The sequence below is a fragment of the Paludibacter propionicigenes WB4 genome (genome assembly GCF_000183135.1).
In the GTDB taxonomy this organism is placed as follows: domain Bacteria; phylum Bacteroidota; class Bacteroidia; order Bacteroidales; family Paludibacteraceae; genus Paludibacter; species Paludibacter propionicigenes.
This window is the reverse complement of the sequence record NC_014734.1, coordinates 1,732,140-1,747,718: the sequence shown is the minus strand read 5'-3', so window position 1 is coordinate 1,747,718 and position 15,579 is coordinate 1,732,140. Positions and strand designations below refer to the sequence as shown.

Below are 15,579 nucleotides of genomic sequence, written 5' to 3'. Positions count from 1 at the left end.
TTTCTTTTGCAAAGATAATGAATTGTTTAGAAGTTTACAATACAGTCGTAGAAGGAATTTATCGATTAAAGTGAATTTTTTTGAAATATACTTCAAGCAAGTTTTCGTTTTTGCCCTCTATTCTACTTAATCAATTAATTAAGCGGATGTTTAATTATCAGAAGTTGGTAAAAGAAGTGTGCGATGCTTGATTAATTAGTGGGTGGGAGCGGGATTTATATAAAACAAGAAAGGTTGTCTCACGACAACCCAATCTTTTAGTTAACCTTAAATCTAATACCATGAAAAACACATTGCAAAAGTAAAGCATATTTTTATGTTGTACAACATAAAACGAAAGAATTTTTGCCTGATTAACAACAATTAACTCAAATTGCTCACTTTGCTTGGTTCTTGGAGGATGTGCTTCTTCTGATATTATTGATTTAAAGCAATTATTTCACTCGAATCCAAGTTTGTGACCTTCCTATCCAGCCTCCTTTGTCCAGCGATCCCCGTACATTGAGTTTCTCGCCTGATTTGTCAAGGGTAATATTGCATTTGTATATTTTACCTGTTTTTGGATCCAGAATAGTTCCATCGGTCAGTTTGCCATCTTTTTCTATCATGTTGTTGATTATCTGCATTCCTTGTATTGGTTGATCCTTGTTACTGCCTTCGCATTCGGTACAGAGTTTTTCAGCGTCTTTAAACAGTTTTTCTATTTTTCCATAGTATTTGCCATTGGTAGCTTTAAAAATGTATACTATTGATTTAGCACTTCCATCTTTATCATCGATGGTTTTCCATTTCCCTACAATTTTGTCGGCCTGAGCAAATGCGGATAAGCTAAATGCAAATGCTACTGCAAGTAATAAAAATGTTTTCTTCATATTGACAATGTATTAATTGTTTTTTTTGCAAAGATAGAACTTTTTGCACAAAAATAAGTGATATGTGCAGCAATAAGGTTTTTTTGTAAGAATTGTAAGACTTGTATTTAATGAAAATGCTTCTTTCCTATATGTTGTGTTTTGCCTATATTTGTACATTAATAAAAAAGATTATGAGAACTAGTTTTATAACAAGTAAAGTTGAAATAGAAGATATTATAACTCATTGTGATGTGTGTTTTGTGGGCATCATTGAGGCAGATGGTACGCCGTATGTGATACCAATGAATTTTGGCTATTCTAATGACGAGATTATTCTGCATTCAGCTCCCGAAGGTAAGCATTTGAGATTGTTGGAGTTGAATAATCGTGTTTGTGTCACCTTTTGTTCTGATAAAAAGCTGGTTTATCAACACCCCGATGTGGCTTGCAGCTATAGCATGCAGGCAAAAAGTGTGGTTTGCAAAGGCAGTGTTACTTTTATTGAAGATTTGTCAGAAAAGGAATTGGCTTTAAACGTAACAATGAAGAATTATACTGATAGACCCTTCAAATATTCAAAGCCTGCTTTGGCAAATGTAAAAGTGTGGAGAGTAAAAGTAGATGAAATGACGGCAAAGTCTTTCGGGCAGAACTTTAAGAATCACCGCGGCTAAGCTGAATTGTTTATCGGGTTTACTTTTCAACCAAAATGTCAGCTATTTTCTTTTGGCATGGCTATTGAATCAAAAACAATATAAATATTGTGTGTTGAGGTATAATGTTATGCATTAGTGCTTTAATTTGCAATTATTTCTTTACAGGAAAAATAATTATGCTTTTGTGCCATATTGGCAGTAAAAATATTTGAAAAAATGAGTAATCAATTTGATAAACTGTTCACTGATGATATGTTGGGTTCAGCAGATATGTTCCCTATTATTTCGTTGGATGAGCGCACCTATGATTTGAACATCAATTCCGGTGATGTACTTCCTATTCTTCCGTTGCGCAACATGGTGCTTTATCCGGGGGTCTTATTACCTGTGTCGGTGGCGCGTTCAAAGTCGTTGAAACTGGTAAGAGCAGCGCACGAAAATGATTTACTTATTGGAGTTTGTTCTCAAATAGATAAGAAGTTAGACGATCCGACAATTGATCAGTTATTTCCATTGGGAACAGTGGCCAGTGTAGTGCGTATACTGGAGATGCCGGATAACTCTACAACCGTTATTCTGGAAGGGAAAATGCGTTTTAGATTAGGTGATTTGGAGGGCGTTAAACCCTACATGAAAGCCAAAGTTCATTTGATGGATGATATTGCTCCCGAGTCGGGCGATGGATCTTTCGTGGCTTTAGTTTCATCCATTAAAGATTTGGCAATAAATATAATCAATGATTCCGGGGCTATTTCACCCGAAATGGCTTTTGCTATCAGAAATATTGAGAACCCGGTTTTTTTGATTAATTACGTTTGCGTGAACTTCGGACTTAATGTCAAGGAAAAGCAGCGACTGCTTGAGATTGACGAGATCATGGAGCGCGGTTATCAGTTACTTGAATTACTCAACAAAGAATCGCAGTTGCTGGAAATTAAAATGTCAATCCAGAATAAAGCAAAAGAAGGAATTGACCAGCAACAACGCGAGTATTTCTTGCAACAACAAATGAAAACCATTCAAAATGAGTTGGGTGGAAGTTCGGTAGAGCAAGAAGTTGCAGATTTTAAGACGAGAGCACTTGATAAAAAATGGGGTGACGCAACTGCCAAAGTGTTTGATAAAGAGCTGAAAAAGCTTGAACGCATGAGTCAGCATTCACCGGATTATTCAACGCAGCTGAATTATATAGAGACAATGCTGGAGTTGCCATGGAATGAGTACACCAAAGACAATTTTAATTTGAAAAATGCCAAGAAGGTTCTTGATAAGGATCACTTTGGTATGGATACGGTAAAAGATCGTATTATTGAACATTTGGCGGTACTGAAACTTAAGGGAGATATGAAGTCGCCAATAATATGTCTGTATGGCCCTCCGGGAGTTGGTAAAACTTCATTAGGAAAATCGGTGGCATCGGCGTTGAATAGAAAATACGTCCGCGTTTCCTTAGGCGGATTGCATGATGAGGCGGAAATACGGGGACATCGCAGAACTTATATCGGGGCTTTACCCGGTCGAATAATGCAAAGTGTACAGAAGGCTGAGTCTGCAAATCCTGTATTCGTGTTGGATGAAATAGATAAAGTAACCGCCGATTATAAAGGCGATCCATCTTCAGCGTTGCTTGAAGTCCTTGATCCGGAACAAAACACGGCTTTCCATGATAATTATCTGGATGTTGATTTTGATTTGTCCAAAGTGTTGTTTATTGCTACTGCTAATAATTTGAGTACAATTCCTCGTCCGTTATTAGACCGTATGGAGTTAATTGAAGTGAGTGGTTATACTCAGGAAGAAAAAGTAGAAATAGTTTGTCGGCACTTGATGACGAAGGAATTGGAAAATCATGGATTGAAAGAAACGGATTTTATCCTGACCAAGCCTGTCATTAATCAACTGATTGAGTCTTATACAAGAGAATCGGGTGTGCGTGAGCTAAACAGGCAAGTTGCTTCGCTTATGCGTAAAGTGGCTAAGAGGGTTGCAACTAACGAGAAGTATAATCCTGAATTATCGATTGAAGATTTAAAAACATACCTAGGTGCTGCTCGCTATAGTCGAGATAAATATCAGGGTAATGAATACCCCGGAGTGGTTACAGGTTTAGCCTGGACTCAGGTAGGCGGCGAAATTTTGTATGTTGAGTCAAGTCTGAGTAAAAGTAAGTCTCCAAAGCTTACGCTGACAGGTAATTTGGGAGATGTAATGAAGGAGTCAGCCATGCTGGCTTTGGAATATATTAAAGCTCATGCGGAAAAGCTCGGGATTGATAACCAGATGTTCGATGATTGGAACGTTCATGTACATGTACCGGAGGGCGCTATCCCAAAAGATGGACCTTCGGCAGGGGTGACAATGATAACATCTCTTACATCTGCTTTCACAAAAAGAAAAGTGCGTAAAAATCTGGCTATGACGGGTGAAATAACACTGCGTGGTAAGGTTCTTCCGGTAGGTGGCATCAAAGAAAAAATACTGGCTGCGAAGCGTGCAGGGATAACAGACATTATACTATGTGCAGATAATCAGAAAGATATTGACGAAATCAAGCCGGTTTATTTGAAGGGGTTGAAGTTCCATTATGTGAATGATATTATGGAAGTAATAGATTTTGCTTTGCTGAAATAATAGAAATCAGGCAGATACAGGTTGATAATATTTATTTACAAAACAGTTGCAGGGTTATTCTTGCAACTGTTTTGTCATATAAAGGTGTTAGATTGATATGTGAAATGTTGTTATTGAACTGGAAGAAGAAATTTATTCAAATTTCTGATGCGTAAAATTGTTGTTATGTCGATAGAAATGGTTAATTTTGCCACTCATTATCATTGTGTGAAAATTTAAAAATTACAGAAGTGAAGAAACAAATGATTTTTATGTCGATAGCCATAGTTGGTTTATTGGCAACAGCATGTAAAACAATGCAGATAGAAAAGCCTAATGAGTCGTATCTGCCATCGAATCTAGCGCCGGCATTGTCGGAATTGCCTTTGCAGGTTGAACTTGATGTAAAAAAACTGGAGTCATCAATAAATAAAAAGATGACGGGGGTAATTTACGAGGGTTCTAATATATCCAACAAGGATTTGAAAATCAGGGTTGAAAAAGCTCAAAACTTTACTTTCACTATTAATAACAATGTGATTGAATACAGGGTTCCGTTGAAGGTGTGGTCTCGTTTTGCCTGGAAGGTTGAGAAGTTTGGTTACGCTGTAGGGGATAATTATGAGGCTAACGGTGCTATAGCTCTGACTTATAAGACCACAATAAGTTTTGATAAAAACTGGAAGCTGGTGTCAAAAACAATTGGTGCGGGATATGAGTGGCTTCAAACTCCAAGGCTCAACGTGGTGGGTGTGAATGTTCCGGTTACACCAATAGCCAATCTGGCGCTCAGTCAGTGTGATAAATTGATAACAGCTCAGATAGATAAATCATTATCCGAGTCTATTGATTTGAAGAAATATGTAAGCCAGGCCTGGGCAGAAGTCCAAAAACCGCGGGAAGTTAACCCTGAAAACAATCTTTGGATAAGGATAACTCCTAAAGATGTTTACGTATCCCCTTTTACCAGTACGGGTAATAAATTAAATCTTGCGGTGGCACTTTATGCTCAGATAGAGTCATTTCTGGGAGCTCAGCCTGCTGCTAATCCGGTTACGCCCCTGCCTGCTTTTAAATATGTAAACAGACCTGCGCAGCAATTTAATCTGAATATTGGTGGAGATGTTACTTTTGATAAAATTTCCGATCTGGCTAAAAAGCAATTACTTAATAAAACTTTTTCGGAGGGAAATAAGAAAATTACAATCACAGATTTGTCTATCTTTGGAAGTGAAGGTAAAGCAGTATTTGTGGCTGATGTGATAGGTTCATTCAAGGGTAGAATCTACTTCACCGGCAACATGGTTTATAATGCAGAAAAGATAGCAATGGAAATAACAAATCCTGAATTTAGTGTGAAAACGTCGAATGTATTGGTGAAGTCAGCAAGCTGGTTGTTGCACGGTATGATTTTGAAGCAGTTGACTCCCTATCTGACTTATCCGGTAAAAACTGATTTGGAATCAATGAAAACTCAGGTAAATAAAATGATTGGAAATTATACCGTGATGGATGGTGTTTCGCTTCAGGGAAAATTGAACAATTTATCTGTGACAAGCTTAAGTCTGGTACCAGGAGCTGTGCGTATTCAGGCCAATGTAAAAGGGAATGTGGCGCTCAAAATTCAGGAACTGAAGTTTTAAAAGAAATTGGAAATGAATAGAATAATGCCTCGCTCTTTTGCGGGGCATTTTTTGTTTCACCAGAGCTTAAGTTGTTCTTTCTGTTTTGAAGTAGATGTGCCTTGGATCCTTGTTGTCAGGGTTAAATAGAACTGAAATTTACAATGTTTTTGAACAATCAGTCTTTAGAATCATTATAAATAAGTATCTTTGCAATTAAGTAGAGATATTGTTAAATTTAGTAATTATTCTCTCTACCATAAACGAGCAGCAGATGTTTTTATGTCGTATTGATGAATTGATTGTTTGTCTGTAATAAACGAATGAAACATCTCTGTTCTTGTATTCAGAGAATTATAAAACAATGCCTATGTCATCACCACAGAAGTTTTCTGAAAATGATAAGATGAGTGATTTGATAAATGAAAATCACTCATTGTTGTTGGTTATTAGTCGTTTTGGATTGTCGTTAGGGTTTGGTAACCATACGGTTAAAGAGGTGTGCGAATCAAACAATATTGACTGCAAGACATTTCTGGTGGTGGTGAATTTTTTATCGGAAGCAAATTTTGAGGTTGATCATAATGCCGATGATATATCGGTTGTTTCAATTATTCAGTATTTGAAAAATGCCCATGCCTACTTTTTGGACTTTAAGTTGCCTATTATTAGGAAAAAGCTGATAGACGCTGTTAAGAGTCAGGGTGAGAACATTCCTTACGAATCTATCTTTCTTAAGTTTTTCGATGAGTATGTTATGGAAGTGACCAAGCATATGGAATACGAGAATAAGGTAGTTTTCCCCTATGCTTTGAAGTTAGTGAATGGTAAGCGCGATTCACGTTACAGTATTTCGGTATTTCAGGGAAGACATAATGAAATAGATTCGAAGCTAATAGAGTTGAAGAATATTCTGATTAAATATTATCCGGCAAAAGGGAATAACTACTTTCTGACTGAAGTTTTGTTTGATATTTTGTCGTGCGAAATAGATTTAGCTTCGCACAATCAGGTTGAAGATTATTTGTTTGTTCCGACTGTAGAAGCACTTGAACATCAAAGCAAAACAAAATGAATAATAATCAACTCAAGATAGCAATCGTTGAGCCTTCGGTGATTATTCGAAGTGGTATTTCTGTAGTACTCAAAAGGGTTCCCGGTTACAGGATACAGCCTATTGAAATTATTTCAGTTGAGTCTATAATTCATTTTCTGAATATTCATAAACCTGATATATTGATTATTAACCCAACTTTTTGGGGCTATTTTGATGTGGGAAAAATTAAGTCAGATACATCGAATCCTAAGCTTAAGTGCCTGGCTTTAGTATATTCGGCTATGGATGTAAATCTACTGAAGAATTATGACGAAACCATAAGCATATATGATTCGGTAGAGCAAGTAAAGGATAAGCTGGACAAACTTTTTGATTCAAATACTGATCAGGCATTGGATGAACAAAATACGCTGAGTGCCAGAGAAAAAGAAATTATTATATGTGTCGTAAAAGGGCTTACGAATAAAGAAATAGCCCAAACATTGTTTTTGTCAACTCATACCGTGATTTCTCATAGAAGAAATATTACCAGAAAACTGGAGATTCATAGTACTGCGGGTCTTACTGTTTATGCTATTATGAATAAACTCATTGAAATAGATGAGATTAAAAGCGTGTAGGATTGTTAGATTTAAATGAAGATTTGTTTTTTTTGATGATTTATACTTTTTTTATAGCAACTAGTTGCTAATGCCATCAATAATAATCAACATTATTGGGGATATAGGGCTTGATATTACTGTAGTATTTTTGTGCAAAAGAATTATCAATCTATTCAGTATGAAAGTAGTGTACAAAACAGTATTTATTGTTGGAACCTTATCTGTCTTACTTCCTGCAAAAGTCAATGCTCAACAGGATGTGGATGATAAAGCAAATTCTCCGGTTTCATTGTCTGCATCTTATGTCGGAGATCTGGTTTCAAATTTTCGTGGTGGAATTAAAAAAGGGACTGCATATTTGGGTTTGCTTAATGTAAAAGCCGATTTTTATACCAGTAAATGGTGGAAAGGCGGAGAGGCATTTATAAATATAGGAAATACACACGGTGGTGAGCCTACGGTTGATTTAATTGGTGATTTTCAGGGAGTATCTAATATTGAAGCCGGAAATCTTACTTTTTTATATGAATTATGGTATAAACAATGTTTTGGAACGGCATGCGTAACATTGGGTTTACAAGATTTAAATGCAAAGTTCGCTGTTAACGATAACGGGTGTTTGTTTACAAACAGCTCATTCGGGATTCATTCAAGCATTGCTGATAATATATCTTCTCCAATTTTTCCATTAACTGCCTTAGGCGTTAATGTCCAATGGGATATAAGCAATTCGTTTTCTTGTGAAGCTGCAATTTTTGATGGAACACCGGACGATTTTGAAAATAACCCGTATAATGTGGGTTGGAAACTGAGTAAAAATCAGGGTTTTTTGGCTGTAACTGAGTTTCAGCTAAAGAAAAGTTTGCTAAGAGGAATGTCGGGTTGCTACAAATTTGGGGCTTATTATCATCAGCATAACGATACGATTGAAGCCATTCAAAAAAATGGCGGATTCTATTTCGTAGTAGATCAGCAGATTACTGATAAACTTTTTGTCTTTTCGCAGCTAGGATTGAGCCCGGAGAAGATTAACCGAAATAATTATTATGTGAGTCTGGGTTTTAATTGTAGGGGGTTGATGGCTAAACGTCCGGATGATCAGTTTGGGATTGCTGTGGCTTGTGCCGGATTCCATAATGCTTTGGTAAAGCATGAAACCGTTCTTGAATTAGCTTACCAGTTTAAGGTGAATAAAAATATTTTTATAAAACCTGATATCCAGTATATTATAAATCCGGCTGGAACCGATGTAAAGTTGGCGAATGCGCTGGTAGGGTTTATTCGTTTTGGAGTAACAATTTAATTTATTGTTTGTCCGATAAATATGAAATTAGAATTTTCTTTGTCCGAAAAATGAATTAATTAGCATATATAATGATAACTAACAACACATATCTTTCTGATGTTAAGACAGGTGATGAGGCTATAATCACAAAAGTACTTGGTCATGGAGCGTTCAGAAAGCGCATAACCGAAATGGGATTTGTGAAGGGGAAGAAGGTGAGGGTGATAAAAAATGCGCCTTTGCAAGATCCGGTGGAGTACGAAATTATGGGATACAACGTGTCACTTCGGAGAAGTGAAGCGGAATTGGTTGAAGTTGTTTCTTTGGAAGAAGCGGCAGGCTTATCAGAGGTGAAATTTGAAGGAACTATTGATGAAGAATCGCTTAAGGTTTCTGTGCTTGAGAAAGGGAAAGTAATAAATGTGGCATTGGTGGGGAATCCTAATTGCGGAAAAACAACTCTGTTTAATTATGCTTCGGGCTCTCATGAGCGTGTTGGAAATTATAGTGGTGTCACGGTAGATGCTAAAGAAGCCATCATGAAGAAAGATGGCTATACTTTTAAAATTGTCGATTTGCCCGGAACATACTCTATAACAGAGTATTCGCCCGAAGAACTGTACGTGAGGATGCACATTACCGAAAAGATGCCTGACATTGTAGTCAATGTAATTGATTCGTCCAACCTTGTACGTAATATGTTTCTGACCACCCAGCTTATTGATATGAATATCAAGGTTGTAGTGGCTTTGAATATGTATGATGAGTTGGAAAAGAAGGGAGCAAAGTTTGATTATGTGAGCTTAGGCGAAATGATTGGTATTCCGATTATACCGACTGTAGCATCGAAAGGGAAAGGCGTAGACGAATTATTCGAGAAACTCATCGATGTGTATGAAGACCGGGATCCGAGTGTGCGTCATATTCATATAAATTATGGAGCTCAAATAGAAAAAGCAATCCATGATATTCAACATGAAATTTGGAAAAATCCGTCTATAACAGATAAATTATCGTCAAGGTATGTTGCGATCAAATTATTGGAAACTGATAAAAGTACGCTAGCTCAGCTTGAGAAATTTGCTAATTATGAGGAAATTAAATCTGTAGCAAAACAAACTATTGCGCAGCTTGAGAAAGAATATGGTGAACGTTCTGAAACGATTATAACCGATGCCAAATATGGGTTTATTGATGGTGCATTGAAAGAAACGTATAAGGAGGTCAAAAAAGACAAAAGGGAAAGTAAGCGGGAACTTGATGATTTGCTGACACACAGGTTTCTGGGATTCCCTATATTTTTGTTTTTTATGTGGCTGATGTTTCAGGCGACGTTTACTCTTGGTAGTTATCCTATGGACTGGATCAATACGGGAGTTGAATCGCTGAGTGATTGGCTTCAGACGACCATGTCTCCGGGAGCTTTACGCGATTTGCTGGTTGATGGAATAATCGGTGGAGTAGGAGGAGTGATCGTTTTTCTTCCTAATATTTTGATATTATTTTTCTTTATTTCATTGATGGAAGATACCGGCTACATGGCTCGAGCTTCGTTTATCATGGATAAGTTGATGCATAAAATTGGCTTGCATGGTAAGTCGTTCATTCCACTGGTGATGGGTTTTGGTTGTAATGTGCCGGCCATAATGGCGACTCGTACGCTGGATAACAAAAAGGACCGTATTCTGACGATGATTATCACCCCTTTTATGTCCTGTAGCGCCCGGTTACCGGTGTACGTATTGCTTATATCGGCTATATTTCCGGCTAATCAGGGGCTTGTTCTTTTTACAATTTATCTGGTTGGAATAGTGTTGGCAATTCTAACAGCTTTGGTGATGAAGAGGATAGCATTTGCCAAAAAAGAAGTGCCTTTTGTGATGGAATTGCCGCCCTATAGGATTCCAACGTTGAAAAACACAAGTCTGCACATGTGGCATAAAGGTCAGCAATATCTGAAGAAAATGGGGAATGTTATTTTGTTGGCTTCCATATTAATCTGGGCTTTAGGATATTTTCCACGTCATATAGTCTATACAACAGATTATGATTCGAAGATTCAACAAGTTCAGTCGAATAGTGGGTTGAAGCCTGATCAAAAGGATAAGGCTGTCCGACAATTAGAAGTAAGTAAAGAGTCTGAACGTCAGGAAAAATCTTATATAGGTCAATTAGGACATGCTATCGAGCCTGTAATAAGTCCATTGGGATTTGACTGGAAAATGGGTGTGAGTATTATTACTGGATTGGCTGCAAAAGAGATTGTGGTTAGTTCTATGGGTATTCTTTATCAAGCAGACTTAAAAGCTGATGAGAATTCGAATTCTCTGAAAGATGAATTGCGGGCACAGACTCATAACAGTGGAGAGCTGAAAGGGCAAAAGGTTTTCACGCCTTTGGTAAGTTTTGCTTTTATGCTTTTCGTGTTGATCTATTTCCCTTGTGTAGCTGTTATAGCGGCTATAAAAAAAGAATCCAGTTGGGGATGGGCTGTATTTACCATGGTTTATACTACTGCCATGGCCTGGTTGGTGGCTTTTGCAACATATCAGATAGGAAGTTTGTTTATATAAAACGAACTTTAATTGTAGGCTAACATGTTGGAGTGTTTGATTAAATGATAATCTCCAAATAAAACGAATGTAATGACACAGAATATAATAGTTTTGATAATTATAGTATTTGCAATAATCTATTCAGTGTATGCAGTGCTGAAAAATATACGCAAAAAAGACACATCGCCCTGTGGCGATTGTAATGGGTGTGATGTTAAGAAAGAAATTTTGAAAAACAGCAAAACTCCATCAAAAAATCCCTCAACGTGTGGATGTGCGACTAAATAATCTAGATAATTTCCAGGGAATATTCAGGCATAAATACCTGAGTATGTCCTGATTCGATGAGTTGGTTGATTGGTCGTAGTTTATATTTCTCCGTTCATGAATTTTTCAATCAACTCACCTCCAACACTGGCGTTGGTGGGATGACTGGGTAAATTGTCTCTGCTAAACCATGCTGCTTCGACTATTTCTTTGTTGTCGATTACAATAGGTTGGTTTTCATCGGCTTCAGCAATATATCCAATCATCAATGATCCCGACAGTGGCCATGGTTGACTTTTATAATACCGGATATTTTTGACATCAAGACCTACTTCTTCTTTTACTTCGCGCACTACGGTTTCTTCCAACGTTTCTCCCACGTCTACATAACCGGCTATTAATGAATGCCAACCAGCTTTAAAATTGCTATTTCTGGCTAACAGGATTTTGTCTTTATTGATGATAGCTACAATGATGGCTGGCGAAATTTTAGGGAAGAAGTGCGTGTTACAAGCAGGACACACCAAGGCTCTTTCATCGGATTTGTGGTAAGTCTCAGCCCCGCATTTTCCGCAAAAACGATGTTCTTCGTACCAGTTTCGAAGATGCAGTCCCACTACACTTATCCAGCCAATTTCTTTTTGAGGAATAGTCCTGAAAAAACCGATTTCTCTGTATTCAAAATGTTCTTTTTCCACCGTTTCAGCTTCGTCCCACAAAATAAAGCCCGAAACATCATCCAGAGTGAATAAAAAAGTAATATTTGATTCGTCGCTTATATTCCGAAAGTCAGACAGTCGGGGTAAATCAACATTTTCATTATTCGTTTTTATTAAAAGTGTATTTTCTTTAAAGTGAAGGAGAAAGTCATTGTCCTTTATTTTTGCTCCGGCAAGGTAATGATTGTCGAAACTGTGTGGTAATATATCCTGAATCATGAGCGAAAAATGATTTATTTCTGTGTTACTTTAGAAAGCACAAAGGTAGTTAAAAGAAAGGAAAACTTACCTTGAAAAATGACAAAATCCTGTTTTTGTTTCAGTAAGTCATTTTTTTAATTATTTCCAAAGTAATACCCTGTCTGCCCGCTTCTGCTATAGCTTTCTTGTCAGAGAATAAGCTTTTTTGCTAAATAAAAACATGGGTAATGTAGCTCCGATTGCTAACAGGAAAATGACCGTAAGCGTAACCATTCCGTTTGAGAAAAACATTTCCATGTATTTTGCTTTCAGCGTTGGTACATTCATGTTTTGTAAAAACATGATTTGCGCAAAAACAGTGTTGTAGGCAAACTTACCCGGAATCATTGGCAGAAGCGCCGGTATATAAATCACGGTTGTCGGGCAATGTATTTTGCCACCTAACCAAAGACTTCCAAACCCAATTATCAAAGCACTTACAAACGAAGCTACCGCAATGTCAACCTGAAAATAATTCATTAGGCAAAAGCGACAAGCATGGCCAACGGCTCCAAGTAAAGCAATAAATTTAAACGAGCGTTTTGGCGGGTCGGAAATAGCCCCAAAACCAATGGCTGCTATTGCAGCGAAAAACCCATCTGAAAGTATGTCAAGTGCTATTATCATATTAGACCTCCTTTAAATAAAATCAATGTGAATGAAAGCCCGATAGCAAGACATGCTATCAGTAGTAACGCGTTGGCTAGTCGGCTTATTCCGGTAAGCGTATGTCCTTCTACAATATCAATTACTCCATTGATGAGTGGAACTCCCGGGATTAAATACAATACGCTGGTTGCCAAAGCAATATCAGAAGTTGTGTTGAAGTATAGCGTAGTTGATGATAGCAGAGAAGCAACGAATGCTGATACGATGAAGATAATAAAATGATTAACATGTCGCTTTTGTAGTTCGGTTCTGACAAAGAAACCGGCGATAGTGGCGATAAACACAATAAGCATAGATAGCCAATCGCCCTTAAATAATCTACAAAAAGATGCATTTGCCAACCCAACTAGCAACAATAGCAGCAAAGAATTCATTCTCGGAGCTGATATTATTTGCTGGTATTTTTCCTTAATCTGCTCAAAATTCAGATGCTTGTCTATAGCTTCCCAACTTAATGCGCTTAGCTCCGCGTTGTTTTTGAAACTAATGGGCAGTACGGGAATTTCTATAACCTCACTAAAAGTGTGCTGAGATTCGTTATCCAGAATTGTGAGAATGATACTTTTCTGAAACACACTGATTTTTACATCGAAGCCCAATGCCTCTCCGATACGTTTGGTATTACGTATGACTCTTGACGTGTGAATACCGCATCCCATAAGGTATGCCGCATACTCTGCTACAAATTTTGCCCAACGCAATGATGTTTCGTTATTTATCATAGATTACATAATATTTTGAATTTTATGACTTACTACTCTAGCTGTACTGAAGCGAAAAATCTAAGTTTTATGTATGTAACAATAGAACAAAAAGAGGAGTTCGAAAAAACTTACTTCATTTATGAGATATTTATTGTTTCTGTGATTCAATGCTTCTGTTTCTGTTTAGTTTTTAAAGAAATCTAACGTGATTATTTTGTATTTAGTTTGACTCTCTTGATTCGCTTGCTTGTAAGAGTCATTGCTGTAATTGAAAGCAGTAACCCTCCACTAAGTAAGCAGATCTCCAGCAGTCTTCGCCAAAAAGGATGATCAATTAACCAAAGCGTATTAAAGGAATGGAAAAAATTGTAGATCCAACGACGAATGCGTGTATTGTTATTATAGTCAGCCAGTAGTTCGGAGTTTTTCGGATGGATGTAAAGCGTTGTTTTAAATTCATCATCGATTGTCAGGCAATAAACAGGGAGAGGGCATTGCCGCTTTTGTGATGGAATATAATAATTGTCGTATGCTTTCTGAAGTGTGAGCGAGAATGGATGCCGACCGATTTGCTTATTGTAGATGTTTTGTATTTCTTTTTTGCTAAACACAGGATGATACTCTGTCCGGTTGCTGTCGGCATGTATCATAGTTATATGTCCTTCCTTGTCGCTGATTTTGTAGTAGGGTTCTTTTCCAATCATATTCCATTCCACACGGTTGGTTTGTGGATAATGTTTCAAGACTTCGTTTAGGTTGCGGGTAAAACGGGTTAACGGCAGAGCCTGAGCATCCGACCGTACAGCATTTTCGTCGGGACTCTTTGCTATAAATTGCGGAACTTCGCAAAGGGACATCATACCGCTAAAAACGTATGTAAACGTAACCAGTCCGAACAGCAAGCCGAGTATGTGATGCCACCGAAACCAGAAATGTTTGTAGGGTGTAATGGAACTTATCGTTTTCTTGCGCTTCCATGCCTTTCGGGAGTAGCTAATGCCCAGCCATAATCCGACCATACACATAATTGCACCCAGTGCAGAGATAATGATAATGGTATTTTTCCAACAATCAGCATGAAGTCGCAATTGCTTTATATATCCCCAATGGGGCATAGCTCCAACGTAAGCCCAGAGTCGGGTTGTACGGTTAGTTTCCTGTACAATCTCTCCGGTGACCGACGACACATATAGTACCGTTTTCTTTCCATCGTTCATCCGGTATTTATAAATGGGAAAGTAGTCTTTATACTTCTCCCACGGAATCCATCTGTCATAATCTGAGATAGATTCCATTTCTCCGACAGAGGCTTTAGCACGCATCACAGCCAATTTCCTACAGCTGGTTTCTGAATAAGTGGTAACAGCATGTTCATCGGGATAACTGTAAGTTGTTTGCTCTCCATTTTGTTTAGTTACGCTAAGTAGGGTTTCATCCAGTCGTGTATGCAAAACAAGAGACCTGATACTGTCTGTATTGTTTAAAATGATGGTTGGATGTATCGGGCTGTTTAGTCTGGCGTACTCGGCTTTCAACGGTTTGGGGAAGGACGAGAACATCATCACAAAACCCGAGATGAACCATATTACAAATACAAAACTAAGCGCCAGCCCAAGGTAGCGATGGAGTTTTATAAAAAAGATTTTCATATTATTTGTTTGGAACTGTAAATAGATTCTGGAGGAAAAAATAAGCTGTGGAGGAATTTCAGTTGGGAATTCCTCCACAGCTTAAAGAAA

General features: G+C 37.6%; 13 protein-coding genes. 8 read left to right on the top strand and 5 right to left on the bottom strand.

The window, feature by feature from the left end; translation table 11 throughout:
• Positions 1–434: 434 nt before the first annotated feature.
• A complete protein-coding gene (locus PALPR_RS07360; RefSeq protein ID WP_013444987.1) occupies positions 435–872 on the bottom strand; it encodes a DUF2147 domain-containing protein in 438 nt (145 codons plus the stop codon).
• 173 nt (positions 873–1,045) lie between these two features.
• Between PALPR_RS07360 and PALPR_RS07355 the strand changes: the two genes are divergently transcribed.
• From PALPR_RS07355 to PALPR_RS16210, 8 genes are all read left to right on the top strand, one after another.
• Positions 1,046–1,528: a pyridoxamine 5'-phosphate oxidase family protein gene (locus PALPR_RS07355; RefSeq protein ID WP_041620788.1), complete on the top strand. Its 483-nt coding sequence runs from the start codon at positions 1,046–1,048 to the stop codon at positions 1,526–1,528.
• A gap of 198 nt (positions 1,529–1,726) precedes the next feature.
• Positions 1,727–4,141 (top strand): endopeptidase La, encoded by a 2,415-nt coding sequence (lon, locus tag PALPR_RS07350; protein WP_013444985.1) that lies wholly within the window; start codon positions 1,727–1,729, stop codon positions 4,139–4,141.
• A gap of 230 nt (positions 4,142–4,371) precedes the next feature.
• Positions 4,372–5,763, top strand: a complete 1,392-nt coding sequence (locus PALPR_RS07345) for a DUF4403 family protein (RefSeq protein WP_148226441.1) — start codon at positions 4,372–4,374, stop codon at positions 5,761–5,763.
• A gap of 349 nt (positions 5,764–6,112) precedes the next feature.
• Positions 6,113–6,817, top strand: coding sequence for a hemerythrin domain-containing protein (locus PALPR_RS07340; protein ID WP_013444983.1), 705 nt, complete (start codon positions 6,113–6,115; stop codon positions 6,815–6,817).
• The gene (locus PALPR_RS07335; RefSeq protein ID WP_013444982.1) at positions 6,814–7,419 is read left to right on the top strand and encodes a response regulator transcription factor; all 606 of its coding nucleotides are present in this window, start codon (positions 6,814–6,816) and stop codon (positions 7,417–7,419) included. The genes PALPR_RS07340 and PALPR_RS07335 overlap by 4 nt, the downstream gene beginning before the upstream one ends.
• A 70-nt stretch (positions 7,420–7,489) precedes the next feature.
• On the top strand, positions 7,490–8,704 hold the full coding sequence (locus PALPR_RS07330; protein WP_013444981.1) for a carbohydrate porin: 1,215 nt from the start codon (positions 7,490–7,492) through the stop codon (positions 8,702–8,704).
• 71 nt (positions 8,705–8,775) lie between these two features.
• Positions 8,776–11,259, top strand: a complete 2,484-nt coding sequence (gene feoB, locus PALPR_RS07325; RefSeq protein ID WP_013444980.1) for a ferrous iron transport protein B — start codon at positions 8,776–8,778, stop codon at positions 11,257–11,259.
• A gap of 72 nt (positions 11,260–11,331) precedes the next feature.
• Complete coding sequence (locus PALPR_RS16210) at positions 11,332–11,529, top strand: FeoB-associated Cys-rich membrane protein (protein WP_013444979.1); 198 nt, start codon at positions 11,332–11,334, stop codon at positions 11,527–11,529.
• Between the two features lie 80 nt (positions 11,530–11,609).
• On the opposite strand, the gene nudC is transcribed toward PALPR_RS16210, so the two are convergent.
• From nudC to PALPR_RS07300, 4 genes are all read right to left on the bottom strand, one after another.
• Positions 11,610–12,446, bottom strand: a complete 837-nt coding sequence (gene nudC, locus PALPR_RS07315; RefSeq protein WP_013444978.1) for an NAD(+) diphosphatase — start codon at positions 12,444–12,446, stop codon at positions 11,610–11,612.
• A gap of 156 nt (positions 12,447–12,602) precedes the next feature.
• Complete coding sequence (locus tag PALPR_RS07310; protein WP_041620786.1) at positions 12,603–13,091, bottom strand: threonine/serine exporter family protein; 489 nt, start codon at positions 13,089–13,091, stop codon at positions 12,603–12,605.
• On the bottom strand, positions 13,091–13,858 hold the full coding sequence (locus PALPR_RS07305; protein ID WP_013444976.1) for a threonine/serine exporter family protein: 768 nt from the start codon (positions 13,856–13,858) through the stop codon (positions 13,091–13,093). Before PALPR_RS07305 ends, PALPR_RS07310 begins: the two co-directional genes overlap by 1 nt.
• Positions 13,859–14,049: 191 nt before the next feature.
• Positions 14,050–15,489 carry a PepSY-associated TM helix domain-containing protein gene (locus PALPR_RS07300; protein WP_013444974.1) on the bottom strand — a complete coding sequence of 480 codons (1,440 nt, stop codon included), beginning with the start codon at positions 15,487–15,489 and terminating at the stop codon, positions 14,050–14,052.
• Positions 15,490–15,579: the final 90 nt, after the last annotated feature.